Annotated in this window: 21 protein-coding genes, 2 pseudogenes and 1 riboswitch; of the genes and pseudogenes, 2 read left to right on the top strand and 21 right to left on the bottom strand. The window is 35.4% G+C overall.

Going from position 1 to position 24,258, the window contains the following annotated elements:
* Positions 1-73: 73 nt before the first annotated feature.
* The 12 genes and pseudogenes from E6X37_RS04930 to E6X37_RS04875 all read right to left on the bottom strand — a co-directional run bounded on the left by E6X37_RS04930 (position 74) and on the right by E6X37_RS04875 (position 9,479).
* Entirely contained in the window at positions 74-853 is a 780-nt protein-coding gene (locus E6X37_RS04930; protein ID WP_278618595.1) for an ABC transporter ATP-binding protein, read from the bottom strand.
* Positions 850-1,899: a FecCD family ABC transporter permease gene (locus E6X37_RS04925; RefSeq protein ID WP_287533355.1), complete on the bottom strand. Its 1,050-nt coding sequence runs from the start codon at positions 1,897-1,899 to the stop codon at positions 850-852. Before E6X37_RS04925 ends, E6X37_RS04930 begins: the two co-directional genes overlap by 4 nt.
* 16 nt (positions 1,900-1,915) lie before the next feature.
* Positions 1,916-3,088, bottom strand: coding sequence for an ABC transporter substrate-binding protein (locus E6X37_RS04920; RefSeq protein ID WP_316689640.1), 1,173 nt, complete (start codon positions 3,086-3,088; stop codon positions 1,916-1,918).
* Between the two features lie 101 nt (positions 3,089-3,189).
* Positions 3,190-4,362: an ABC transporter substrate-binding protein gene (locus tag E6X37_RS04915; protein ID WP_316689638.1), complete on the bottom strand. Its 1,173-nt coding sequence runs from the start codon at positions 4,360-4,362 to the stop codon at positions 3,190-3,192.
* A 202-nt stretch (positions 4,363-4,564) separates the two neighbouring features.
* A riboswitch (cobalamin riboswitch) is annotated at positions 4,565-4,753 on the bottom strand.
* A gap of 207 nt (positions 4,754-4,960) precedes the next feature.
* The gene (locus E6X37_RS04910; protein ID WP_004697829.1) at positions 4,961-5,701 is read right to left on the bottom strand and encodes a suppressor of fused domain protein; all 741 of its coding nucleotides are present in this window, start codon (positions 5,699-5,701) and stop codon (positions 4,961-4,963) included.
* A gap of 171 nt (positions 5,702-5,872) precedes the next feature.
* Complete coding sequence (locus E6X37_RS04905; protein WP_004697741.1) at positions 5,873-6,316, bottom strand: GNAT family N-acetyltransferase; 444 nt, start codon at positions 6,314-6,316, stop codon at positions 5,873-5,875.
* 36 nt (positions 6,317-6,352) lie between these two features.
* Positions 6,353-7,183 carry a class I SAM-dependent methyltransferase gene (locus tag E6X37_RS04900; protein ID WP_004697836.1) on the bottom strand — a complete coding sequence of 277 codons (831 nt, stop codon included), beginning with the start codon at positions 7,181-7,183 and terminating at the stop codon, positions 6,353-6,355.
* Positions 7,184-7,198: 15 nt separating this feature from the next.
* Complete coding sequence (locus tag E6X37_RS04895) at positions 7,199-7,501, bottom strand: hypothetical protein (RefSeq protein ID WP_077707997.1); 303 nt, start codon at positions 7,499-7,501, stop codon at positions 7,199-7,201.
* 2 nt (positions 7,502-7,503) lie between these two features.
* Entirely contained in the window at positions 7,504-7,827 is a 324-nt protein-coding gene (locus E6X37_RS04890; RefSeq protein ID WP_316689635.1) for a hypothetical protein, read from the bottom strand.
* Positions 7,828-7,835: 8 nt separating this feature from the next.
* Positions 7,836-8,246: pseudogene (locus tag E6X37_RS04885) on the bottom strand (hypothetical protein).
* A gap of 193 nt (positions 8,247-8,439) precedes the next feature.
* Positions 8,440-8,895: a class I SAM-dependent methyltransferase gene (locus tag E6X37_RS04880; RefSeq protein ID WP_316689633.1), complete on the bottom strand. Its 456-nt coding sequence runs from the start codon at positions 8,893-8,895 to the stop codon at positions 8,440-8,442.
* A 74-nt stretch (positions 8,896-8,969) separates the two neighbouring features.
* The gene (locus tag E6X37_RS04875; RefSeq protein ID WP_004697660.1) at positions 8,970-9,479 is read right to left on the bottom strand and encodes a hypothetical protein; all 510 of its coding nucleotides are present in this window, start codon (positions 9,477-9,479) and stop codon (positions 8,970-8,972) included.
* A 357-nt stretch (positions 9,480-9,836) separates the two neighbouring features.
* Between E6X37_RS04875 and E6X37_RS04870 the strand changes: the two genes are divergently transcribed.
* On the top strand, positions 9,837-10,913 hold the full coding sequence (locus E6X37_RS04870) for an IS30 family transposase (protein WP_316689631.1): 1,077 nt from the start codon (positions 9,837-9,839) through the stop codon (positions 10,911-10,913).
* Positions 10,914-10,989: 76 nt separating this feature from the next.
* On the opposite strand, the gene dinD is transcribed toward E6X37_RS04870, so the two are convergent.
* The 7 genes from dinD to E6X37_RS04835 all read right to left on the bottom strand — a co-directional run bounded on the left by dinD (position 10,990) and on the right by E6X37_RS04835 (position 19,751).
* Positions 10,990-11,850, bottom strand: coding sequence for a DNA damage-inducible protein D (gene dinD / locus E6X37_RS04865; protein ID WP_004697957.1), 861 nt, complete (start codon positions 11,848-11,850; stop codon positions 10,990-10,992).
* Between the two features lie 44 nt (positions 11,851-11,894).
* Entirely contained in the window at positions 11,895-13,691 is a 1,797-nt protein-coding gene (locus E6X37_RS04860) for a type I restriction-modification system subunit M (protein WP_004697912.1), read from the bottom strand.
* The gene (locus E6X37_RS04855; protein WP_101928693.1) at positions 13,691-15,007 is read right to left on the bottom strand and encodes an AAA family ATPase; all 1,317 of its coding nucleotides are present in this window, start codon (positions 15,005-15,007) and stop codon (positions 13,691-13,693) included. Before E6X37_RS04855 ends, E6X37_RS04860 begins: the two co-directional genes overlap by 1 nt.
* The gene (locus tag E6X37_RS04850; RefSeq protein ID WP_004697899.1) at positions 15,004-16,257 is read right to left on the bottom strand and encodes a restriction endonuclease subunit S; all 1,254 of its coding nucleotides are present in this window, start codon (positions 16,255-16,257) and stop codon (positions 15,004-15,006) included. The genes E6X37_RS04855 and E6X37_RS04850 overlap by 4 nt, the downstream gene beginning before the upstream one ends.
* Positions 16,250-19,276: a type I restriction endonuclease subunit R gene (locus E6X37_RS04845; protein WP_004697825.1), complete on the bottom strand. Its 3,027-nt coding sequence runs from the start codon at positions 19,274-19,276 to the stop codon at positions 16,250-16,252. The genes E6X37_RS04850 and E6X37_RS04845 overlap by 8 nt, the downstream gene beginning before the upstream one ends.
* A gap of 20 nt (positions 19,277-19,296) precedes the next feature.
* Positions 19,297-19,512, bottom strand: coding sequence for a helix-turn-helix domain-containing protein (locus E6X37_RS04840; RefSeq protein ID WP_004697886.1), 216 nt, complete (start codon positions 19,510-19,512; stop codon positions 19,297-19,299).
* 98 nt (positions 19,513-19,610) lie between these two features.
* Positions 19,611-19,751 (bottom strand): hypothetical protein, encoded by a 141-nt coding sequence (locus E6X37_RS04835; protein WP_004697963.1) that lies wholly within the window; start codon positions 19,749-19,751, stop codon positions 19,611-19,613.
* 240 nt (positions 19,752-19,991) lie between these two features.
* Here E6X37_RS04835 and E6X37_RS10355 point away from each other — a divergent pair.
* A pseudogene (locus E6X37_RS10355) lies at positions 19,992-20,931 on the top strand (IS30 family transposase).
* A 419-nt stretch (positions 20,932-21,350) separates the two neighbouring features.
* Here the strand turns inward: E6X37_RS10355 and E6X37_RS04820 are convergent.
* On the bottom strand, positions 21,351-22,307 hold the full coding sequence (locus E6X37_RS04820; RefSeq protein WP_316689626.1) for a hypothetical protein: 957 nt from the start codon (positions 22,305-22,307) through the stop codon (positions 21,351-21,353).
* Positions 22,308-22,535: 228 nt separating this feature from the next.
* A complete protein-coding gene (guaA, locus tag E6X37_RS04815; protein ID WP_287540878.1) occupies positions 22,536-24,071 on the bottom strand; it encodes a glutamine-hydrolyzing GMP synthase in 1,536 nt (511 codons plus the stop codon).
* Between the last annotated feature and the right edge of the window lie 187 nt (positions 24,072-24,258).

The following is a 24,258-nucleotide window of genomic DNA, read 5'->3' as shown; positions in this document are numbered from 1 at the left end:
TTCACGTCAATGATTATCTATAATAAATAGTTCCAACACTATAATAAGCTCAACGCAATCACAAAGAATCCTATTAATTAATAATAGCTTCTAATGGAATTACATGAGGTAGCCCATTGTCATCCATATAAATTTTCGTTTTAACACGGTATACATCTTCCATCATGGCTTCTGTAAAGATGTCTTTCGGTGCGCCCTGAGCGTATACTCTACCCTCTTTGAGCACGATGATTTCATCTGCGAACATAGCCGCCAGATCAAGATGATGTAATGTTACGAGTGTTGTAAAATCATTTTCTTGAGTCAGATTTTTTAGCAATGTTAACAAGTCAAATTGCTTGTGCAAATCTAAAGCACTTGTCGGTTCATCAAGAATTAAGATTTTAGGTTCTTTTACAAGGGCTTGCGCCATAAACACAAGTTGACGTTGACCACCGCTGAGCTCCATGATGCTGCGCGATGCAAAGCGCTGTAAGTTCAACCGTTCCAATACCTCTTGTGTAGCTGCAATATCCTCATCACTTACGCGGAAGGACATGGAGCCCATGCGCCCTAGCATAACGACTTCAAAAACAGATAGATTGACTTTACAGTCATTATCTTGAGACAAATAGCTCACTGTACTACTAAAATCCTTTGTAGAATATTGAGATACAGGTTTACCATTAACGGAAATCTCGCCCTTGCCTTTCAAGATACCCATAATTGTTTTTAAAAGTGTAGATTTACCAGCACCGTTAGTACCAATGAGCGCAGTCAATTTACCTGTTTTAGCAGCAAAGTCAACGCCCTTTAAGATTTGTCCGTCTTCCGTAGCGGAATAACCAAAGGTTAGATTATGAACTTCAATCATTTGAAATAGCTCCTTTTCCTAGTTAATACCAACGAGAAGAAGAAAGGTACACCGATGATTGCCGTCACAATACCGATTGGGAACATCGCCCCAGGAACGAGCATCTTACTCGCAATAGATGCGAGAGACAAAATCGCCATGCCACATACTGCAGATAACGGTAAGAAATACCGTTGATCCTCACCCACAAGCATACGAGCAATATGTGGTCCTACAATACCGATAAAACCAATAGTTCCAACGAAAGAAACAGCAACGGCTGTAATGATGGAGATGAAAGCAAACACTTTTACTCGTAAGCTTTCAACATTAACACCAAGACCAGAAGCCTTTTCATCGCCTAATTTTAATGCTGTTAAACGCCAAGATTCACGCATCATGAGCGGAAGCATGATTGCTAGCACGATAAGAACAATAGAGATATTTATCCAGTTAGCCTTCGCTAAACTCCCCATAGTCCAGAACACGATGTTTTGAAGGGCCTCAGGAGATGCCATATATTGCATCAAGGATTGAAGCGCTTGGAACAAGAACATCATGCCGATACCAGCGAGAATCATCGTTTCAGAGGAAAAATTCTTAATCTTATTGATGGAATAGATAAAGAAACTCGTCAAACTAGCAAATACAAAGGCGCCAAATGGAACCATAAAGACACCTAAAAACTCTAATGCACTAGCGCCTACAACAACCATAAGAGATGCACCGAAGCCAGCCCCTGCGGATATACCAAGTGTATACGGGCTAGATAACGGGTTATCAAGGATAGTCTGCATGCCAGCACCAGCAATGCCCAAGGAAGCACCTACGAGCAATGCCATAATGGCCGTCGGAAGACGAATCGACCAAATGATAACATATGCGTTTTTGGAAACCTCTGCTGGGTCTGTTAATGCGAGCCATACATCACTCAAGGTGAGTGATGCAGGGCCCACAATAATATCGGTAACAAAACTTACCGCACAAATGATCAGACCAATGATAATAAACATGAGCTTTTTATAGCTCTGTTTCTTATAATCGTACTGATTGTTAGTTTCTGTCACTACGAAAAACTCCTTTTTAGTTCAAATGCATAAACCAAACGCCACCGTAAGAGAATGGAAGGAATTTATCATAGAATTCCTTAAGTGTGCCTTCAGGATCTACATCCTTGAATTCCTCAGGATAGAATGTTTTAGCTAAGTATTCGAATACTGCAACGTCATATACTTCACGAGGTAAACCATGGTGAGTAGAGAAAACATTTTTAGATTGAACGGCTTTCAATTCAGGCCAGCCTTGACGTTCTGTGGTGAAAGCTTTCAATAACTCTTGAGATTTTGCTTCATTTGTATCAAAACCTAAACGCATGGATGTAGGTTTCTTAGGCCAGTAAGAACCGATGATCATTATAATATCTGGGTTTCTTTCTAAAATAAATTCTGGGTTAACAGGGCCTGCTTTTTGAACTACATCTTTTGTAATAAGGTCGCCACCAACTTGCGTTGCTAATGCGCCCCATGCTACGTTTGCACTATACGCAAAACCTAAACCTTCTGGACCTTCGTTACCTGTTTCAATGTAAACAGTTGGTTTTGGTTTATTGATTTTACTAATACGGTCCATAACTCTATTTAAGCGATCAGTGTAGAACTTACTGATTTCTGCAGCACGCTCTTCTTTACCCAAAGCTTTACCGATAGCTTCGATAGATTTTTGGTGATTCTCAAGCTTTTCAGCATGGTAATCGATATAGATAGTAGGAATGCCAGCTGCATCGATTTTAGGTTTGTAATCAGCTTCATATTGATCTTTGAAATATAAAGGCATGAAGATAACATCTGGGTTTAAGGAAATTACTTTTTCCACATCAAATGTTTTATCATTTACGTTACCAATGAGAGGAATTTTTTCCAACTCTGGCACTTCAGATTTGTAGCGATCCCACATATCTGTACGCAATTTGCTCAAATAAGGGTCAATACCAACAATAGTCTTAGCCACATCTTTGCCTTGCAACGCAGCCATAGTCAAGAACGCACCACCGGAAGCACTCAATTGAACTACTACGCGTTCTGCTGGTTTTTTCAAGGTAACCTTTTGACCAGTTACGTCTGTAATCTCAATTTGTTTGCCAGATTGTGCCGCATCCTTTTTCGTATCTGCTGGACCACCACAAGCTGTCATAATCATGCTCACAATCAGTAGGAGCACGGTGGCAAGATAAGCCATAAATTTCTTTTTCTTAACCATAGAATACCTCGATTCCAAACTTAATAAGTTCTAATAAACACAATATATAACAGCATTTATTTGGGTTTTACATCATCAGCTCCTTCACACACAACACAACCCTAATTCATATGCATAAACCAGATGCCACTATAAGAGAATGGCAAGAATTTGTCATAGAACTCTTTAAGTGTAGCTTCAGGATCTACATCCTCAAACTCTTCAGGATAGAAGGTTTTTGCTAAATATTCGAATACGGCTGCATCAAAGACTTCACGTGGAAGACCGTGGTGCGCAGAGTAAACTTGTTTATTTTCAACAGCTTTTAATTCGCTCCAACCTTGACGTTCTGTGGTGAAAGCTTTCAACAACGCCTGAGACGAATCTTCAGTAGCTTCAAAACCTAAACGCATAGAAGTTGGTTTCTTAGGCCAGTAAGAACCCATGATCATGATGATATCTGGATTTTTTTCAAGTATAAACTCTGGATTAATAGGAGACGTTTTCTTAATAACATCCTTTGTGATGACATCAGCACCAGCCATAGTAGCTAACGCCCCCCAAGAGTAATTACTACTAAAAGAATTACCAAATTCTTCCGGGCCATTCATACCAACTTCAAGGTAAACAGTTGGTTTTGGCTTATTAATTTTACTAACACGGTCGAGAACTCTTGTCACACGATCTGTATAGAACTTGCTAATTTCTGCAGCTCGTTCTTCTTTACCCAAAGCCTTACCGATGGCTTCGATGGATTTTTGATGACTTTCAAGTTTTTCAGCATGGTAATCTATATAAATAGTTTGGATACCAGCAGCATCCATTTTTGGCTTTGCATCAGACTCGTACTGATCTTTCAAATCTACAGGAATAAAAATAACATCTGGATTTAATGCCACAACTTGCTCAGCATTAAATGTTTTATCACCGACTGTACCCACTACTGGAATCTTAGCTAGCTCAGGCATTTCAGCAGTAAAGTGCTTCCACATATCCGCCCTGTAATCCTGCAAAGATGTATCCATACCGGCAATAACCTTTGGTGTATCCTTGCCCATAAGTGCAGAAATCGTAAAGAATGGACCACCAGCACCACTCCACTGTAAGACAACTCTCTCTGCTGGCTTTTTAAGCGTTACCGTACGTCCTGTTACGTCAGTAATCTCAATAGGCTTGCTATTTTGCGCCGTATCTTTCTTTGTCTCACTAGGACCTCCACATGCAGCGATGAGCATACTAACAATTAGGAGGAAAACCGTGGCTAAATACGCCATAAACTTCTTTTGTTTGAACATAAGTACCTCTCTTCTCTCAACTAAAACTATCACTATAAGTGCACATAAAAAGCCCGTCTCCCCACGAAGAGGAAACGGGCTGTCATCTCAGTTAGACTAACTACCACGCCTAATAAGCTAGCATATAGTATGAGCTTTCAACTATGCATAGCTAGTATAAATTCATCTATATCAATCCCCATCCCTGTCTCTCGCAGGTCAATTGGCAATTGTTAATTAGGCAGTTCTCCTGGCTCCAGTTTAACGTTACTTTGCGCCTTCCCAAAAACTTCAGTGACCGAGAGCATTTCACCCTCTATGCAAAGTACCTCGCTGTTACAGTGGCGTGACCGCTTTGGCTTGTACCAAATTCTCTATTAAGTCAATAGACACCTAACCCAATCATATGTAATTTCCCTCATCGTAGCATGAGGGGTATACAGTGTCAATAAACGTATAGGGGTACTACTATAATCGATATTTGCTACTTTACTGTAAATAAAAAAATGAAAGCCCGCTATTAGCAAGGCTTTCAGCTTATTTCATTAAAATCCAATCCGAATTGAATATGCTTTAATCTCTTTTTATCAATTAATTTCTTTAATATTACTAATAGTTATTACTCAGCACCATTGTACTCAAGAACCGGATTTCTATTATAAGATGTTACATCAGTCCCCAACAAATCATATAATTCTTGTACTGTCATCTTCTTGTCTTTTACAGCAAGTAATTCTTCGTTAGTCACACCGATGAACTCTACAAATTCTAATTTGCCATTAGGAGTATCAAGAGTTTGCAATTTAGCATCAGGAATAGTAATAAAGCCAACAATATTGGAACTATTATTTGAGTCTATGCCCTCTGTTTGCCCACTATAAAGATATTCATAAGGTTTAAAAATTTCTCCAGCAGTAAAAGTAAATTTTGCAATTTGTTGTAATACACCACAAACACTTCTGATCTCATCATCATTGGCACTTGCTTTATCTAAACGATAAGTAAACTCCATGCCGTAACCACTGATTGTAGGATCTTCGCTATCCTTTTCGTACAGCTCGGACAAACCATATGTTACAAAGTGCCAATTATCTCCATCATCATACACACTGATACCATCAAGAGGGCTATCGCCACCAAGCCGCCAGCTAATCAATGTTCCAAAATGCATAGGATCTGTTTGACCAGGATATACACGTTCACATTCTGCAGTAATTGCATCCCACCCAATAGTACAAGGATCCAGTTCATCATCCAATAAATCAGAATTTAGCTCGACAGACTTTGTAGCATCTACTCTCGTATGAGAATCAAGAGATTCTTTATTAGAAGAAAAAAGATTTTTTAACCAGGTAAACATACTTATAATACCTCCCACTCTATACAATAGACACACAATGTATTAATTTACTCATTTAAGTATATAATGTTTAAACAACAAAGGCTACACATTGATTAGTAATGTCCCCATTTAATTTATAAACTATATCATTAAATCGGCACCTTGATCTTGTGTAACCTTTGTCTCTATTTACTTTTTCGTATATTTAGGTACATTGCGATATTGCATCGGTAAGGAATTTTCCTTTACTTTAAAACCATGCTTCTCATAGAATGGAGCATTCTTGCTTTCACCAATCATAACATTGATGTACAAATACGATTTGTAAGCGTCTTTCACCATTTCTAGCAAGTGCCCTGCAATACCTTGGCCCCGATAATCAGGATGAACTAGCACATAATTGATGAAGCACACAAGTTCGCTATCATCCATGACGCGAATAAGACCTATTAAACGATCTCCATCCCAAGCAGAAATCACGCGCGATGAATTCATTAGTGCCTTGTGCAATCTATCAGGATACTTGCCCACCACCCAGCGAACAGACAGAAACAGTTCTGCTACCTGCTGAGGGGTAAAGCTTTTTTCTTCGGTATAGGTAATCGCCCTATCGTCCTTAACGATATTAATCATGCTACTGCCTTTTCTAATCCATTTATCAACTATATCTTAGGTGTGTGACACAACTTCCTTAGGATTCCACCAAATTATAGCAGACCGAGAGGAAATCAAACATTTATTGTCCTTAGATTTTGCTATGATTTCTTTTTTGATTTGTTCCTCTGCTGCTGGCGTTAAGTCTCCATAGTACTGTTCGTATATGATCTTTCGGCACTCGATTTCATCTTCTACAGTACGTTCACATCTATAATCAATGATGCTTACATTAGGTGAGCGCCCTTGTGAAAGTAACATATTATACAGAATTTGAAACTCTTGTACATCAGATTTGCTAGCTTCCCGAGGATTCTTCCAATCGGGAATGCCAGCTACGATTGCACAATAGCCTTTAGAGTATTGTTCCATTTGTAAAAGCCGAGGCCACACATCAGGGAACATCCAAAGCACAAGAGATATGGTTACCAGATCAAATCGAAAATCTGGAGAACCATCTTGGGGTAAGTCCTGCACCAATTCTTCAATGATGTTAATATTCTCAACATTTAATTCTTTGGCATTTTCTTTAAGGACTGCCACCATACCCTTTGACGGTTCAATAGCAGTAACAGATTTAATATGTTGAGCAAAAGGAATTGTAAAAGAACCAGGACCAGCACCTATGTCTAACATACTAGAATCAGGTGTTAAGACACTACTTAAAGCAGCATACACCTTCCGTCCAAAGTCGTAGTCATTGCTTTTACGCATAAGAGAAAAATCATTGGCCCGCTTGTCCCAATACTCTAATAATGGATTCGCCCGAATCCCTTTCTCACGATCATAATAACTTTGTTTCCACATTTCATTCCAGAACGAAAAATCTGTAACTTGCGGTGCCATACGAAACCTCCTGACTTAATCTAAATTCCTCATTTCTCGGATAAACTCTTCTGCCTCTTGCAGGTTCTTAGGGAACTCAAAATAAATACATTGCTCATGTCCACAATAAGGATTGCGGAAATCATAGCCGCTCAACAACAAATACTCTATAATCTTCCACTCTTTGTCATTAGATTTTTTAGGGGCTTTGAACTTCTCGTTTACAAAGTACATTTTACCTTTACAGGTAGGGCAGGTTTTATTTCTGTTAAATAACTCGTAGTTTGTGCCCTCCGACAAGGAGATCCGGCAGTTTACACATACATTTTTATAGCCCATAGTTATTTACTCCCATATGGTTTATGTTGAAAGATAGCTTTTACAATCCCTTCACCAACAATATTGCCACCCTCCATGATAAAGAACTCAGTACCTGCTTGTAGAGCAGAATAATCTACGGTTTCATATACTGGTAAAGCGTTAGCTTGAATTGGTTTATCAAAAATAACATCTTCACCATCAATAAAGTTAATACCAAGATATTCCTCAGTACCTTTTATAACAAAATGAGGATAGTACATTCCATTATTTAAATTCGGTGGAGTTCTCCTCTTCTTGCTGAAGAAAGTAACTGTACAGCAAATAGTAAAATCTAAATTACTCATTTCGGGCCTCATTCAACTACATATACCATATCACCTTTAAAGTATATATTCATTATACAGTGTACGGGATTCCCTTCGGTCCATAACCAACCTTGGAATACAGCGTGTCCCCAATTATAGGTCTCTGTAATAACCTCGAATTCACTTTCACTATATTCCTGTTGATACTGAGGTAACTCAATTCTTTTACCTGTGAAAGTATCTAGTATTGTGTTATTAAATACGAGAATTTCAAAAAAATCTATATCACACGTCTCAAACACAACCTGAGCCTTATGAGTCTGTTCAACACCGTTCTCATAAGAGAAAATGTACTCAAAAGTAAGGATCAAATTATCATCTGCGTATTCTATTTTCTATATCCGCGCATCATGGAGAGAATATTTAAAATACTCACCAAAAGACCTTGTTATATTCATAGCCCCTCTATTTTCAAACAACTGTTTAAACAAAAATCTATAACTTAACATCAGTATACCAATTTTGGGTGACAATATAAAAGCCAATAAATATCATAATCTATTGGCTTAATTATTAAGCTAGGCAATAACAATTTCTTTTGGATTCCACCAGATTATGGCCGCCCGAGAGGAAATCAAACATTTATTATCCTTAGCCTTTAGAATATTGTTCCATTTGTAAAAGCCGAAGCCATACATCAGGAAACATCCAAAGCACAAGAGATACGCCTACAAGGTCAAACTGAAAATCAGGAGAACCATCTTGGGGTAAGTCCTGAATTAGTTCCTCAATGACATAGAAATTCTCTACGCCAGCCTCTTTAGCATTTTCTTTAAGCACTGCAACCATCCCTTTTGATGGTTCAATAGACGTTACAGATTTAATATGTTGCGCAAAGGGAATGGTAAAGAAACCAGGCCCTGCCCCTATATCTAGCATAGTGGAATTAGAATTTAACACACCACTCAACGCAGTGTACACCTTACGACCAAAATCATAATCATTACTTTTACGCATAAGAGAAAAGTCATGAACCCGCTTATCCCAATACTCTATTAAAGGATTCGCTCTGATACCTTTTTCACGATCATAATAACTTTTTTCCACTGCTCATTCCAAAAAGCAAAATCAAGTGATTGTTGTGCCATAGGAAACCTTCTGATTTAGTATATCTAAATATCTTAGCTAAAAACCTCTTTATATAATGCTATCACATTTTTTGCATATTTCGTTGCCTTAGGAATATATATTCTTTTATAGTAATCAGCTAATATGTCTTGATGATTCTTCAAGAGGTCAAATTCAATTATATACAAACCAATACTCGTTATAGAGTATTTTCCTATTTCAATTACAGTTGATTCTTCATCTTCAGACAGTTCTTCACCTATAGAAAATTCACCATCAGGTTGTTCCTCAATAGTATCATCGTTATATTGCCAAAACTTTTTAGTCCAAACGATAATATCTTTTCCATATGCTTCTATCATTTGCTTGTAAAACTGCACCATCGCTTTTTCTAAAAGCACCTTACAATTAAACCCTTCTAGTAAAAATTGTCTCTGTCTCAATCGATTTTTTAGCTCTTCTACTTCAACACTTTGTAAATCTTGATTAAAGTTGTCGACACCTAGTTCTTTTATAATATCTAGATATATGTCACTATCTAAAAATTCTTTTATGGTTTCCATACCCTTGTTTCCTTAAAGCTATCTACTAGTAACAACAAAATAGAAAAAATAAATTAGAGCAACTACTACTTTCACAAAAGGCCTCTCACCATAACGATGAAAGGCCTTTATACATGTATTCTTTAAATACTATGTTTTCTAATTCTTATTCACACTCAATAATTACCATATCATATTTGTTTCTTTTATATACTATCAGTATCTATTAAGTTTCTAAAATCAGGCGTTTTTATAGCTGTTTTTTGTAGTTTTTAAATTTGCTTAGTTGTAAATTGAAACTGAACACATAAAAAATCCATATTAGTACAAGTGATAAGATTAGAGTATCAAATTCGCAATCAATCACGAGGTACTAATATGGACTGCTCTAATCTTATCACATCATTGCGCACAAACAAACACTTAAATTTGGAAGAGCGCTTTTATCTTGAAAAACGCCTTCTTGCTGGTGATCCTATCAATACTATTGCCAAGGCATTAGGACGCTCTAGAACTACGATTTATGCTGAGAAAAAGCGTGGAACAGTGGTTCAAATTAAGCAAAACAAGGCTGTTCTTATGTATGTAGCAGATTGCGGTCAGCTTGCCTATGAAAGAACCCACCAAGGTTCTTTCAACACTTTGAAAGCAGGTTCTATTGAGCCCTTTTTATCTTGGGTTGAAACCAAGGTAAGAATCGATAAATGGTCCTTAGATGCTGTTGGCTACGCCTTACGTAAGGGTTTGTTTGTACGCAATGAAATGGTGTGTACTAAAACTTTATATAACTACCTTCACCAAGGCATTTTAGGTCTTAAACCAATGGATTTGCCTTGTGTTATTCGCCATTCTCATAAGAAGCGACATAACAGGCAACACAAACGCAAGTTAGGTAAATCCATTGATCTGCGTGATGAATCTGTTGCTACCCGCGAAGAATTTGGTCATTGGGAGCTGGATACGGTCCGAGGAATAAAGAATAAAAGCGATGAAGTAATTGTTTCATTGTTAGAACGCAAGTCTCGCCTATATGTAGCCTTACGTTGTCTATCCGCTAAAGCCGTGGACGTAAAAATGACATTAGAAAATTGGTTGCAGTCTCTTAAGGCCGTTTCCAATGTATCCATGTTATGTAAAACTATTACGGCTGATAATGGCCGTGAATTTGCAGACATAAGTACATTAGAAACAGAGGATTTATCTATTTTTTTTGCTCACCCGTACTCGCCTGGGGAACGCGGTTCAAATGAACGACATAACGGACTATTACGCCGCTTTATCCCAAAAGGAATGCCCATAAAGGCTGTGTCAGAAGAAACGATTCAGCGGGCGTTAAATTGGTGCAACAATTTACCCCGAAAGCTGTTGGATTACCAAACGCCTCAAGAAGTCTTCATTGAAGAAGTTAATAAAGTTATGGATTTACAGAGTGTTCAATTTCATATTGCAATTTAAGAGTTTTTAAATTTTTTAATATCAAAACAGTATCAATATTGATACTACAGTAGAAATGATTTTCTTTGGACACACATTATTCATCCAACATCAATTTGCCTTTTTTAGCTTTATCTTTTAGACGTTTCATTTGTTCTTTTTCTATCTGTTGAATGCTTTTCTCCGGAACAGGCAAATCTTCCGGCATAGTGCCGCCTATTTTTTCAATAGCACTTCTTACTTCTTTTCCTACTGAATAATGAACCTTTGTTGCTATTTCTGCACCTTTAACTTTATCTTTTCTTAACTTTTCTTCCGTTTGGGATATTCTGAATAGATTAGCAATCAATTCAGTACTTCCCATATAATCTAAAATCTTTTGTCTCGCGGTTAAGCCTTTTCTATCATGTATGTCTTCAACATCTAATCCACCATACAATCCCATATATCCTGCATTCTGAAATATAGCAAACTCTTCGTTTGTGATGACTCCAGCATCATGTGCTGTTTCTACCAAAAGTTGATTCCATTGTTTAATATCTCCACGAACAACAAGCCTTCTTCTATCTTCATCAAGTTGATTAAAATGATCTGCTATTTCTTGACGATATGTTTGTATAGCAAAATAGGTTTGTCCAAGTGCAATCACTTCTTTTCTCGGGTCGCCGTTTTGCACAATCAAATAGCAAGCATATCTCGTAAGTTCATAATCTTTTATAGACTTGCTTGTAGCACCTGCTTCCACGACTTTGCTGACCTCAGCAAAATCGTATGCTACTTCATGACCGCTATTCTCACAAGCAATCATTGCTCTATCAATTACCTTTTGAAAGTTTCGCCATTGAGAATAATCAAGTACAGCAGCAAGTTCTCTTGCACTCCAATACTCACTTCCATCTTTTCTGATGTACTTAATATCTTCAAATTGCCTATATTCTTTTGTTTTTAAATTTGGCATATAACATACAACTCCTTATCTTTACACTTGTTATAAACATAAACCTATGGTAGTTGTTCAAGACCAAGCTCTTTCAAGAATACATTATGAACATCTTTTGCCTTTTTGATGTCGTACTCTATTGTCCTCAATTCTTTTGCCACTTCTTCAATATCAATTATTTTTTCTTCAGGAGCTGTGCTTACATATCGAGAAATATTTAAATTGTATCCATTCTTCTCAATTTCTTCCATAGATACGCGACGTGAATACCTCTTGTCATCTTCCCTACGGAATTGGTATGCATCAACAATTTTATCTATGTGCTCTGGTAAAAGAACATTTTGTCGTTTACCTTTTTCATAATACTCACTTGCATTGATAAATAATACATCATCAGGTTTCTTGCATTTTTTCAATACAAGAATGCAAACCGGTATACCTGTCGAAAAGAATAAATTAGCTGGCAGTCCGATTACCGCGTCAATATTTCCATCTTTCAAAAGTTTAGTTCTAATTTTCTCCTCTGCACCTCCTCGAAACAATACTCCATGAGGTAGGATAATCGCCATTGTTCCATTTTTACTCAAAAAATGGAACCCATGTAACAAGAATGCAAAATCAGCTGCCGACTTTGGTGCAAGTCCATAACTTTTAAAACGAAAATCTTCAGCTAAAGTATCGTCCGGTTCCCATCGATAACTAAAAGGGGGATTTGCTACTATTGCATCACACTCTAACTTTTTTGCCGGATTCATTTCATTCAGCAGCGACCAATCATTAAGTAGAGAATCACCATGAAAAATTGTAAATTCTGAATCCTTAAACCCATGTAATAGCATATTCATTCGTGCAAGGTTATATGTCGTTATATTCTTCTCTTGTCCATATATTTGGCTAATACTATTCGGTTCAAGATGTTTTTTTACATTTATAAGTAAAGACCCCGAACCACATGCGAAATCCAAAAGATTATTTATAAAATCCCTTTTTCCTAACTCCGGTTTATGGCTATCCAATATAACAATTCTGGAAAGAATATTAGAAATCTGCTGTGGGGTATAAAATTCTCCAGCTTTTTTACCGGAACCAGCTGCAAATTGCCCTATCAAATACTCATAGGCTGTGCCTAACAAATCTACTTCATTGGTAAACTCGGCAAGTTTTTCAGCAATTTCCGTTATTATAGAGCAAAGCATTTCATTACGCAATTGATAATTTTTGCCTAATTTATCCGAATCAAGATTCACCTCTGAAAATAGTCCATGAAATGTACTGTCAAACGATTCATTTTCAATAAATTTAAAACCGGCTTGCAAAGTCTTCAAAAGTTGATTATTTTGTGTTCGAGATAACTCATAAATATTACTCCATAAGTACTGTGGCTTAATGACAAAATGAACCTTTTTGCGCATCTGCTTTTCAAAAAAGGATACTTGATCCAAATTATTGATATACCATAAACTCAAAGGAGTTAACTTCTGACTTTCAAGTAAACTAGCATATTCATCGACAAGAGTTTGTCTTGCTCTTTTAATGACCTCATTATTTGTCTCATTTTCCTTTACGGGCAGCTTACTTACAGGCAATGTATTAAAATAATCCGTTATCTTTAATTTTAACTCGGCTATAACCTTATCAATGTTTCCACTATTTTTTATGTTTTCAATTTCTTTCTCACAATCTGTATAATCTTTACTAAGCTCCTTATTTGCCGCAGTTTCATAATTGTCTGAAAGATATCTTAAAAAAAGAAAAGATAACATATAATCACGAAAGTCATCCGCATTCATAGCCCCTCGAAGTTTATCTGCTATGCCCCAAAGTGCATCTCCTAATTCTTTTTGTTGTGAATTACTCATTATTTTTTCTCCTCATTTTGAATTTCCTCAAATAATCTTTGGTTAAAATTATAATCTTCTAAAAAATTTTTAAGTATATCTCTAAAGTATTGTTTATTTTCATCTACCATTTCTTTAGGCTCAAATAAAGAATAATTACCATGACTTAAAAGATTAACAACCCTTGTGTACACAGGTTCATTTTCTTCATCACCTTTTCTAATACAAGAAGAAAAATGTGCGTAGCCATGAAATGAAGCTGTTTTTTCTAATATGTTTCTCAATATATTGAAATGATACGTGTATAATATTCCAGTATCGGACGCTTTTTTTAATTCTTTCAATAATGCAACATGATGAAAAAACGGCGTTTTGGTAGTATCTTTTAAAATATACGTAGCGTTGTCTTTGCTTTTTTGCAAAAATAACTGCTCAGCTCTGCTAATTTCATTACATAAAACATTAAAAAACAATGTGTGATGTGATGATACAATAACTTTTACACCTTCTCCTTTCATAAGTGCAGCCAAATGGCTTGCTACGGCAATTGCATTATTATCATCCAAAGAAGAGATAGGATCATCTACGTAAATATATTTTACCCACTCATATGCCTCCGCTTTGTCTATTACCAATTGGACAATAGCCAAGAAAAAGCACCAAATAAAGATGTTCTCTTCGCCCCGAGATACCTTAATATTGTCTATTCTTTGCGTAGATTCTTCTCTATAAAAATTTATAGATGCATCATCATAATTTATACTAAAATCAAAGTCAGCATATCGCTGAAGAAGAGGGCGAATCCTGTTATCCATATCAAGATCTTTTAATCCATTGAAAAAACGAGAACTCTTATTGAACTTTAACACACGCTCTGTATCATTATCCAAATCATTATCCCAATAAAACAAATCTTCTGTAAAAGCATTGTAATAGAGTGTATCTGCTGCTTTTTCTCCAGTTTCTTCATTCAATTGCTGTCCTAAAGACTTGAATTCAGCAGAAAGTCTTGTTTTACCTGTTCCGTTATAAGCAAATAAAACAATGTATTTTTTTTCCTCCAATAGTCTTTTAAAATATTCAGCAATTTCTCTAATTGAATTAAATTCTTTATATCCAATTCTTTTAAAAATAAAATCAATGTTTGCAAGTGCTTCACTAGATAGTCCTTCTTTCAAAATATAATTTCCAGAACCACTATCTTTTTTGTAATTATCCGTAATTATTTTTTTATATTGTTGAAATGGATTATTATCCTGAGGTTTATTTCCTAAGGTTTTATTTGTTAGTTTTTGAAATTCTTCTCTTGTGAAGCTTTTTGGTATATCCATACTCATTTACAAACCTCCTCAATAGAAGGAAACAATCCTTGCATTAATGCTTTTTTATGCTGTTTTAATGCTTCTATTTTTTCTTTTTGGTTGCTTGTCAACTCATCTATAACGGATAAGAAACCTGCAATTCTATTTTGTTCGTCAGGTTCTTGTGGCGAACAAAGTTCAATTGACTTTACAATTTCTCCAGATAAATTTCCCTGCCCCCCTTGTATATATGTTCTAACTATCCAATTTTTTTTAAATGCAAGATAATGATATAAAAAGGCATTATTATTTTTATGCCTCAAACACAGAATTGCTTGGTTAATAGCTCCTTTAATTGGCGATATTGCAACATCACCACTATTCGCTCCATAAAGAGCCATTAAAACATCTCCTTTTTCAATCATTTTAGCAGAAGAATTATCCAATCCCTCTGAGGTTAAAAACAACTCTGTTTTTTCCTTACCTATTTCACCCGATCTAATAAATGGAATATCGCCATTATAATATTCTTTTTTAGAAGTAACTGGAGTTCCTCCGCTATATGAGGGATAACAAGCCTTCTCTATATTCAACTTTTCCCATCCCTTACTATCTTTAAATTCTGGAAATCTCCATTCAGGAACTGTTTTTCCTTCGGCTGGAAATAGCTTTTGCATCCAACCTTTTTTATAATCATTTAACAATGATAATTTCTTTTCTTCGGCAGAAATAAGGTCATCTATAGAAGATAAACAATCTGCAATTTTTTCTTGTTCCTTCTTTACTTGAGGAATAGCAAATATATATTTTTTAAGTTGTTTACTATTAATTGAGTTTATTGTTGCACCTAAATCAGCTTTTACTTGTTTATCGAATTGTTTCGATTGGAAAAGTTGGAACGCAAAACATGGATTATTCGCTCTAAAAACAATCATAAACGCACCATTAGTACACAAAGGCATCCCTTTAGGGATAAGTGCATTTTTCCCTATTAAGGATTTTGATCCATTACGAACACAAATTAATATATCGTTTTCTTCAGTCAGTGTATATCCTTTTACATCAGATCTCACATAAACAGTATCATTCAAATCAATTACATTATCTTTTATATTAGAAGATCTTAAAACAAGTAGACCATCTTCTCGTATATCCTGTGGGCTATATGTCAAACCAGAAATAACTTTTCCAAGTTTATTAAGTTCTTCTTTTTTCCAATCCAAACAATTTAAAAACTCTGGAAATCTATATTTAGGTTCCATTGCTACATTATCTTTTTTACTCATACGCTTTTAACCCCACAATCTCTCGTCCATCTGCCATTTTCTTTAATAACGGAACTAATTCATCCATAAGCTCCAATTCTTTTTGTGTTCGTTCTCTCCAACTAAGATTCAGAGGTTCAAGTAAATCAATCAACTTTTCTCCATCAAAAATCATTCTTTCCATAATTCCATTAACAAAAGCCTCTAAAGAGCCAGGCTCAATCCCATACTTTTCAGATATGGAAATCAGCTTCTTAGAAGATTTTTCAGCTTTAAATTTCTGGTATCCCTCCATTACTTCCTTTTCACTTAAGCCTTTATTCTCTTCTGAAGACTTAATAAATCGATCAAGCTCTTCTATATACTCTTCAATATCTTTTCTTTCATCCATAAGGTTAGAAGTAGAAGCAATCAAATCAATCAGTTCTTTTTTCGTCATCTTTTCTTTCTTCGGCACATTTGATTGAGTATATTGAGAAATAAGTGCCATAATATAATCATAATCAATAACGGCAGATGAAAATAACACAAATTCAAAGTCCAATTGCTCTACTTCCGGAGATACATTATGAACGTCTTTTTCCTGTTCATCTTTTAACCTTCCGGCAATATCTAAATATGCCCCTCTAAATGCTCGAACTGTATCTTCCGGTAATAAAGCCTCAATAGTAGCTACTTGTTCCTCTTTTATATCTGTATATTGATCAAGTTGGGTTTTGAGCCTCTGTATTTGTTTAAACTTATCAATAAACATGGCACGAGCCGTATCACCTTTAAGGTTACTTACTGATTCAGGCTTGCACTCAAGTCCTTGTGCATTCATAAACTGCTCAAGTTCATCTACTGCTTTTCCCAACTTTTTAATCATAGTAGGCGCCGGATCTACAAGCCAAATTTCTTTAACTTTGTCGCTGTTTTCTTTTCCTGAAAACAATCTAATCGCTGCATCAACTTCATCTTCATGTCCTCTAAAATCAATAATATTGCCATAAGGTTTAGTGGTATTAAGCACACGATTAGTTCTTGAAAAGGCTTGAATCAATCCATGTTGCTTCAAATTTTTATCTACATATAAAGTATTTAAAAATTTAGAATCAAAGCCTGTCAAAAGCATATCTACAACAATAACAATATCTATTTTGTTTTCATGTGGATAATCCGCATTTGGATATTGTTGGTCTTTTATCCGTTTTTGGACATCTTGATAATACAAATCAAAGTCGTTGATAGTATGATTTGTTTTGTATTTTGAATTATAGTCGTCAATAATTCTCCTTAAGGCTTCTTTTTTCTTGTCTGGCTCTTGTTTATTATCTTCTTTTTCTTGCACAAGATCCTCTTGCAGTTGTTTCACATCTTTATTGCCTTCAGCCGGAGGCGAAAAAACGCAAGAAATATTCAATGGAATAAAACCTTCATCTAAATCTAAGTATTCTTTCTGTACAGCATTAAATAAACCATAGTACGCTATTGCTTCATTTATACTTGCTGTTGCAAAAATAGCGTTATACCGTCTACTATATGTTGCCGCATCATGCTTGGACAAAATAGCTTCTACAATTTTCCTTTTACTTATCTTTGTATCTGTTTTTGCTGCAATATGAGTATCATCAGGCTTAAAATAATCAATGTGAAAACGTAAAACATTGCCATCATCAATTGCATTTGTGATGGTGTAAGAATGAAGTTCTTTTTCAAAGACATCTTTTGTTGTTTTATAAGAACCAATTGTCCCATCAACTTGTTTATAATTTGAATTTTCTTCAAAAATTGGTGTGCCAGTAAAACCAAACAATTGTGCTTTAGGGAAGAAAGTTTTTATTGCTTCATGATTATCTCCAAATTGTGAACGATGGCATTCATCAAAAATAATCGCCATACGCTTATCTTGAAGCTTTAGTAGCCTTTCTTTAAAAGTCAATTCGCCTCTTTTTCTTTTTTCTTGATTACGCTTACTATCATCATCAAGTGCAAGTCCAAGTTTTTGAATAGTAGTAACTATCACTTTATCCTTATAATCATCAGATGTGAGACGCTTAACTAAACTTTCTGTATTTGTATTTTCTTCCACACATCCTTCTTGAAACTTGTTAAATTCTATACGAGTCTGTCTATCCAAATCTTTTCTATCCACAACAAACAAGCACTTTTCGATATCTGGATTATCTTTCAAAAGTGTTGATGTCTTAAATGATGTAAGAGTTTTACCACTACCTGTAGTATGCCAAATATATCCATTGCCTCGATTTTGCTCAATACAATCCACAATGGCTTTCACAGCATAAATCTGATATGGTCGCATAATCAATAATTTTTGCTCACTCACTACCAAAACCATATATTTACTGATAAGTTCTCCAATAGTACACTTAGGCAAAAAACAATTCGCAAATTCATATAGATTGGTTATTTTATTATTGTTCTTATCTGCAAATTCATAAATAGGCAAGAATCTCTCATCTGCATTAAATGAAAAATGTTCCTTGCGATTATTGGCAAAATAATAGGTATTAGTTTCATTACTAACAATAAAAAGCTGAATGAAACAAAGTAGAGAATTTGTATATCCATTTCCAGGATCATTTTTATAATTCACTATTTGTTCCATCGCTTTTTTAGGTGTGATTTGTAAAGTCTTTAATTCAATCTGAACTACCGGGATCCCATTAATAAGCAAAATAACATCATAACGGTGGTTACTATCTTCTGTATTAATACGAAGCTGATTAACTACTTCAAATTCATTTTTGCACCAGTTTTTGAGATTCACAAGAGTATATTGCAAAGGCGTATCATCATCTCTTTTAAAAGTATTTATTTCTCTGAGCTTTTTTGCATTCTCAAAAACATCTGAATTTATTATACTATCACATAATCTTTTAAATTCAGAATTACTTAATTTTACACGGTTCAATCTTTCAAAATGCTTTCTGAAATTTTCTTCTAATGAAGATTTATCTCTAATGTCCTCACGGTACACATATTTTAAATCAATCAGTTTTTCAATAAACTCATTCTCTATTTGCTGTTCGTTCTTCATACGCATCATCCTTATCTAACTTAACTCATATCTTCCAATAACGAAATCAAATCCTGATCCAAATTTCTCTTTTTACAAAGCTCTATCAAGGCATATCTTGCTATTTGATTAGGTTTTGATTTATTATTCTCCCATCGATTCACAGAACTGAAGCCGACATGTAGTTTTCTAGCTAATCCTTCTTGAGATAAATTTAATTCTGAACGAATGGTCTTAATGATTTCAGAAAGTTCCATATCAATCTTCTCCTTAAAAAATTTTATACTACATTTATATGTCATATATTATATTATACGCTATAACGTTTGAAAGTATAATTAAATATGAGTCTGCTTTATAAATCAATTTCTTTTGGATTTTTCCTATTACTTCTTGCAATCTCTTTTGTTGTAACCTTAGCCCTAAACTTTTCTATTAAAGGTTTTAATAATTGATTCTTTTTTCTTCTTACTTTTATTTCTACCAAGATACTCATTCATATTAACTTTCAGATCCTCTAATTCATTATACTTCGACGCTAATGAATTATGCTTCTTGTTTATCTCTTCTTATTTAGCCCGAAAATTATTAAAATGCTCATTTTATTTCCTAAAAATATTGTCTGATTTTATCTTTGATGAATTGTAAAATATATTGCGACAAATAAAAAGACTCATATTGGAGATCTCGTGTAAAATGTAAATAACCACCAATACATGACACGGAGGTCTCCAATATGAGCTATATACATCTTACCATAGAAAAACGAAGTCAAATAGAAGTTTTACAAAGAGAAGGATACTCTGTTCGTAGGATTGCTAGCTTAATCGGGGTTCACCATTCTACTGTAGCAAGAGAATTAAATCGCGTTGAAGGTGAATATTCTGCGATTAAAGCACAACAATTAGCAATTAGTAAGTCTGCTAATAAAGGCAGACCAACAAAGTTAACACCTCAATTAGCGACTTTAATTGAATCCAGGTTACAACAAACTTGGTCTCCAGAAGAAATAGTTGGTGCTGAATTAGTTGGAGTTCTAAGCTTTAAAACAATTTATTCTTGGATCCATCGTGGTTTTCTTGCTGTAACAGAAAAAGTACTTCGCCGGAAAGGCAAAAAAAGCCTGGTACACAAGAAAAGCGTGAACGGCTCAATGTGAAAAAAACATTAAGGACCGACCTCAAGAAGTTGAAAACCGTAAGACTTTTGGTCATTGGGAGCTAGATACAATGGTGTCTTCTAGAGGTCAAAGTAAAGGTTGTTTAGCTACATTTGTTAAACATAAAACTCGATTTTATGTAGCAATAAAAACGGATGACCGAACTAAGGATTCTATGTTTTTAGCTATTAGTTCCCTATACAACACATTAACAAGTAAATTACTTAAAACCTTTACAGTGGACCGTGGGAAAGAATTTGCGTGCTTTGAACAGGTTGAAAACGAGTTTGGGATACCAATGTATTTTGCTGATGCCTATGCAGCATGGCAACGTGGCTCTAATGAAAATAGTAATGGTTTACTTCGAGAGCTTTTTCCTAAGAAAACCGATTTAGTTAAAGTAACACTAGATAAACTAACAGAAGCACTAGTGCTGATTAATAATCGACCTAGAAAATGCCTTGGGTTTAAAACACCATTTGACATGTTTAAACATGAGATTAAAAAATTGATTTAATTTTGTCGCATTACTTATTGCCATTCATCGAATAATAAAGATTCCGAATATATTACCACAGGTATATATTTCGGTATTAAGTCCATCTCAAGAATTCATGACATAATTGAATAGTGACAATAAATAAAGAAAAAATATGAGAATAACGAAATCACAAAAGAAGCATTGAAAGATTGGAAGGCAAAGCATCCCGACGGTCTAAAAAAGATTATGTTCCTTTTGAAGAAAGTAATCTCAAATTTAATAACTCTATGTCAGTTAAAGTTCCTCCGGAAATGAAATAGGCACAGAAAAAGCACATAACTGAAAGATTTTTAGGTCTTAAAGTCATGTGCTTTTCTAAAATATTTATCTGATTAACTTGATAAACTATATTTATTCATCATACTTTGATATAAATTAATACTACTGTAGGAACATTAATTTAGTTCCAAAATGGATTTTCTTCCAATATATGCAAATTCCATTAAATCTAAGAAATCTTTATCAGAAATATCACTATATTTTTTTACCTCTTCGATATAATACTCTTTCGCTTCTTCAAAATTTTTATACATCTTTCCCGATTCATTATTGGATGTCCGATTATCACAAATTTTGGCATATAACAAATCATACATATTATCATAATTATCAAAATCCAAACTTACTATTGCTACATTTTTTCCCGGGTGAATTTCAATAGCGTGAATTCTATCATAATGTTCAACATCGTCCGCTTTTGGATAGGGAATTGCTTTTATTATTTCTCTATTATCCCCTAGCCATTCATAAGCTGTCTTTTTGTCATAAAGCTTAATAATAGATAAGCACAATTTATCAACAATTAGTATATTATTTTTATCTCTTTGAAACAAGTAATTCCACGTTTTATACCTAATAACGGGCGGTAGCAATGAAAATAGACGTAACACCGGAGGATCTGAATAAACACTTATTTTTATTTTTTGGAAATGCCTAATAAACATTAGGGCATACAACTCTAAAATTGCATCCTCAACGCCTTCAACCTCTTCATTTGAAAATTCATCTATATGCTGAGTATGTGCCCCCTCTCTACCAAGTACATTTATATTATTTATTATTCTAATCAATTCTTCGCTTAATTCTTCGCCCAGATTGTTCAAACTCTTCACCACAGCCCGATTGTCTGAATCTATTCTAATTTGTCCCAACATTAATTTTTGATTGTTTCCGAGATTTAAAATTTTTCTAACTAAAACCTCTGCATGATTTCTGAGACCAGCTAATTTTCCTCTATTAGAAATTTTTATATATTGAGTATCATTCAACAAGTCACTAATTAAACCTGAGTACTGACTGTTACTAAAAGTATCCATAAGCACAACTTCCAATTTATAATTCACTACCTCCACAAAAGCCTCCCACCAAAATGATGGAAGGCTTTCTATAATCTCCTACCTTATTGCCCTTTGGTCAATAAGTATCGCTCGTAAAGCTCGCTTAATTCAACAACTCTCTTTTGAAGCTATTTTTTCAACTTTTTAGTATCAAAATAGTATCAATCAGGAGTTTTTGGCAACACCTACTCGCTAAATCCAACTGTTTTCAAGGGTTTTAAAACAGGAACATATTCGTTACTATTATTCCCACTCAATTGTAGCAGGTGGTTTAGATGTAACATCGTACACGATACGGTTGATGTGTTGTACTTCGTTTACGATACGACGGGAGATTGTATCCAATACGTCGTAAGGGATACGTGCCCAGTCAGCAGTCATGAAGTCTGTTGTTGTTACGCCACGCAATGCCAATGTGTAATCGTATGTACGGAAGTCACCCATAACGCCTACGGTACGTGTAGATGTTAATACTGCAAAGTATTGGTTGATACTGCGATCAAGGCCAGCTTTTGCAATTTCATCACGGAAGATGTAGTCCGCATCACGCAAGATGTCTAGTTTGTCTTTCGTGATTTCGCCCATTACGCGAATCGCAAGACCAGGACCTGGGAATGGTTGACGCCATACGAGGTAGTCAGCCAAACCTAATTCAGAACCAAGTTCACGTACTTCGTCTTTGAAGAGGTTACGCAATGGTTCGATAAGGCCTTTAAAGTCTACAACCGCAGGCAAGCCGCCTACATTGTGGTGAGATTTGATAACTTCCGCTTCACCAGTACCGGACTCGATAACGTCAGGGTAGATTGTACCTTGCGCTAAGAAATCAACGGAACCGATTTTACGGCCTTCATCTTCAAATACGCGGATGAATTCTTCACCGATAGCTTTACGTTTAGCTTCTGGATCTTCAAGACAAGCCAATTTATCTAAGAAACGTTTTTCTGCATCTACGCGGATGAAATGCATGCCGGAATCTTTGAAAGCTGCTTCTACTTCGTCACCTTCGTTTTTGCGCATTAAACCATGGTCAACAAAGATACAAGTCAATTGATCGCCCACAGCTTTAGAAATAAGAGCTGCCGCAACAGAGCTATCTACACCACCAGACAATGCCAACAATACTTTGCCGTCACCAACGGTTTTGCGGATGTCTTCAATAGCAGATTTCGCATAGTTTGCCATTGTCCATGTTCCTGTGAAGCCACATACTTCGTATAAGAAATTATGAAGCATTTCTTTGCCATGTTCAGTGTGCAATACTTCTGCATGGTATTGCATAGCATATAGTTTACGTTCTTTATTTTGCATGGATGCAACAGGGCAATCCTTAGTATGTGCTACGATTTCAAAGCCTTCTGGAACCTTTGCTACATAGTCAACGTGAGACATCCAAACAACTTGGTCTTCGTCCAAGCCTTTGAACAATGGAGATGTAGTATCCACTTTAGTAGGTGTTTTACCGAATTCACGGTTATCCGCAGATTTAACTTTGCCCCCCAATGTATGCGCCATAAACTGCATACCATAGCACATGCCAAGAATAGGAATACCAAGTTCAAAAATCTCTTTTTCAATTTTTGGAGAGTTTTCTTCATACACGCTGTTAGGACCGCCTGTAAAGATGATACCTTGCGGTTTTAATTCCTTAATTTTTTCCAGCGCTTTGTTGTATGGATATACTTCGCAGTATACGTGATTTTCACGAACACGGCGCGCGATCAATTGGTTATATTGACCACCAAAGTCAACAACAATTACAAATTCCTTGTTTTCCATGCCTTCCTCCATATGCATCTATTTGTGAAAGTATATTCACTATTTATTATGCCCATACATATCTGTACTGGGGCGCGTTTTTCCGAGCCAAACGCTAATTTTTCATTTCATTTTATTATACCATAGGAAGTATAACGACTCCATATATTCCGTATGTAGATTATAAATAAATCTTTAATGTTCGGAT

Source organism: Veillonella parvula (assembly GCF_032550495.1).
Taxonomy (GTDB): Bacteria; Bacillota; Negativicutes; order Veillonellales; family Veillonellaceae; genus Veillonella; species Veillonella parvula_G.
The sequence above is the reverse complement of the archived record's forward strand: the minus strand, read 5'-3'. Positions and strand labels throughout refer to the sequence as shown.

Coding starts and splice junctions, on each gene's coding strand:
- E6X37_RS04930 (WP_278618595.1), bottom strand. CDS start 853: ATGATTGAAGTTCATAATCTAACCTTTGGTTATTCCGCTACGGAAGAC.
- E6X37_RS04855 (WP_101928693.1), bottom strand. CDS start 15,007: ATGAGTATGGATATACCAAAAAGCTTCACAAGAGAAGAATTTCAAAAA.
- E6X37_RS04850 (WP_004697899.1), bottom strand. CDS start 16,257: ATGAGTAAAAAAGATAATGTAGCAATGGAACCTAAATATAGATTTCCA.
- E6X37_RS04920 (WP_316689640.1), bottom strand. CDS start 3,088: ATGGTTAAGAAAAAGAAATTTATGGCTTATCTTGCCACCGTGCTCCTA.
- E6X37_RS04840 (WP_004697886.1), bottom strand. CDS start 19,512: ATGGAACTTTCTGAAATCATTAAGACCATTCGTTCAGAATTAAATTTA.
- E6X37_RS04910 (WP_004697829.1), bottom strand. CDS start 5,701: ATGTTTACCTGGTTAAAAAATCTTTTTTCTTCTAATAAAGAATCTCTT.
- E6X37_RS04915 (WP_316689638.1), bottom strand. CDS start 4,362: ATGTTCAAACAAAAGAAGTTTATGGCGTATTTAGCCACGGTTTTCCTC.
- E6X37_RS04870 (WP_316689631.1), top strand. CDS start 9,837: ATGGACTGCTCTAATCTTATCACATCATTGCGCACAAACAAACACTTA.
- dinD (WP_004697957.1), bottom strand. CDS start 11,850: ATGCCAAATTTAAAAACAAAAGAATATAGGCAATTTGAAGATATTAAG.
- E6X37_RS04860 (WP_004697912.1), bottom strand. CDS start 13,691: ATGAGTAATTCACAACAAAAAGAATTAGGAGATGCACTTTGGGGCATA.
- E6X37_RS04890 (WP_316689635.1), bottom strand. CDS start 7,827: ATGAGTAATTTAGATTTTACTATTTGCTGTACAGTTACTTTCTTCAGC.
- E6X37_RS04900 (WP_004697836.1), bottom strand. CDS start 7,183: ATGGCACCGCAAGTTACAGATTTTTCGTTCTGGAATGAAATGTGGAAA.
- E6X37_RS04845 (WP_004697825.1), bottom strand. CDS start 19,276: ATGAAGAACGAACAGCAAATAGAGAATGAGTTTATTGAAAAACTGATT.
- E6X37_RS04905 (WP_004697741.1), bottom strand. CDS start 6,316: ATGATTAATATCGTTAAGGACGATAGGGCGATTACCTATACCGAAGAA.
- E6X37_RS04875 (WP_004697660.1), bottom strand. CDS start 9,479: ATGGAAACCATAAAAGAATTTTTAGATAGTGACATATATCTAGATATT.
- guaA (WP_287540878.1), bottom strand. CDS start 24,071: ATGGAAAACAAGGAATTTGTAATTGTTGTTGACTTTGGTGGTCAATAT.
- E6X37_RS04835 (WP_004697963.1), bottom strand. CDS start 19,751: ATGAGTATCTTGGTAGAAATAAAAGTAAGAAGAAAAAAGAATCAATTA.
- E6X37_RS04895 (WP_077707997.1), bottom strand. CDS start 7,501: ATGGGCTATAAAAATGTATGTGTAAACTGCCGGATCTCCTTGTCGGAG.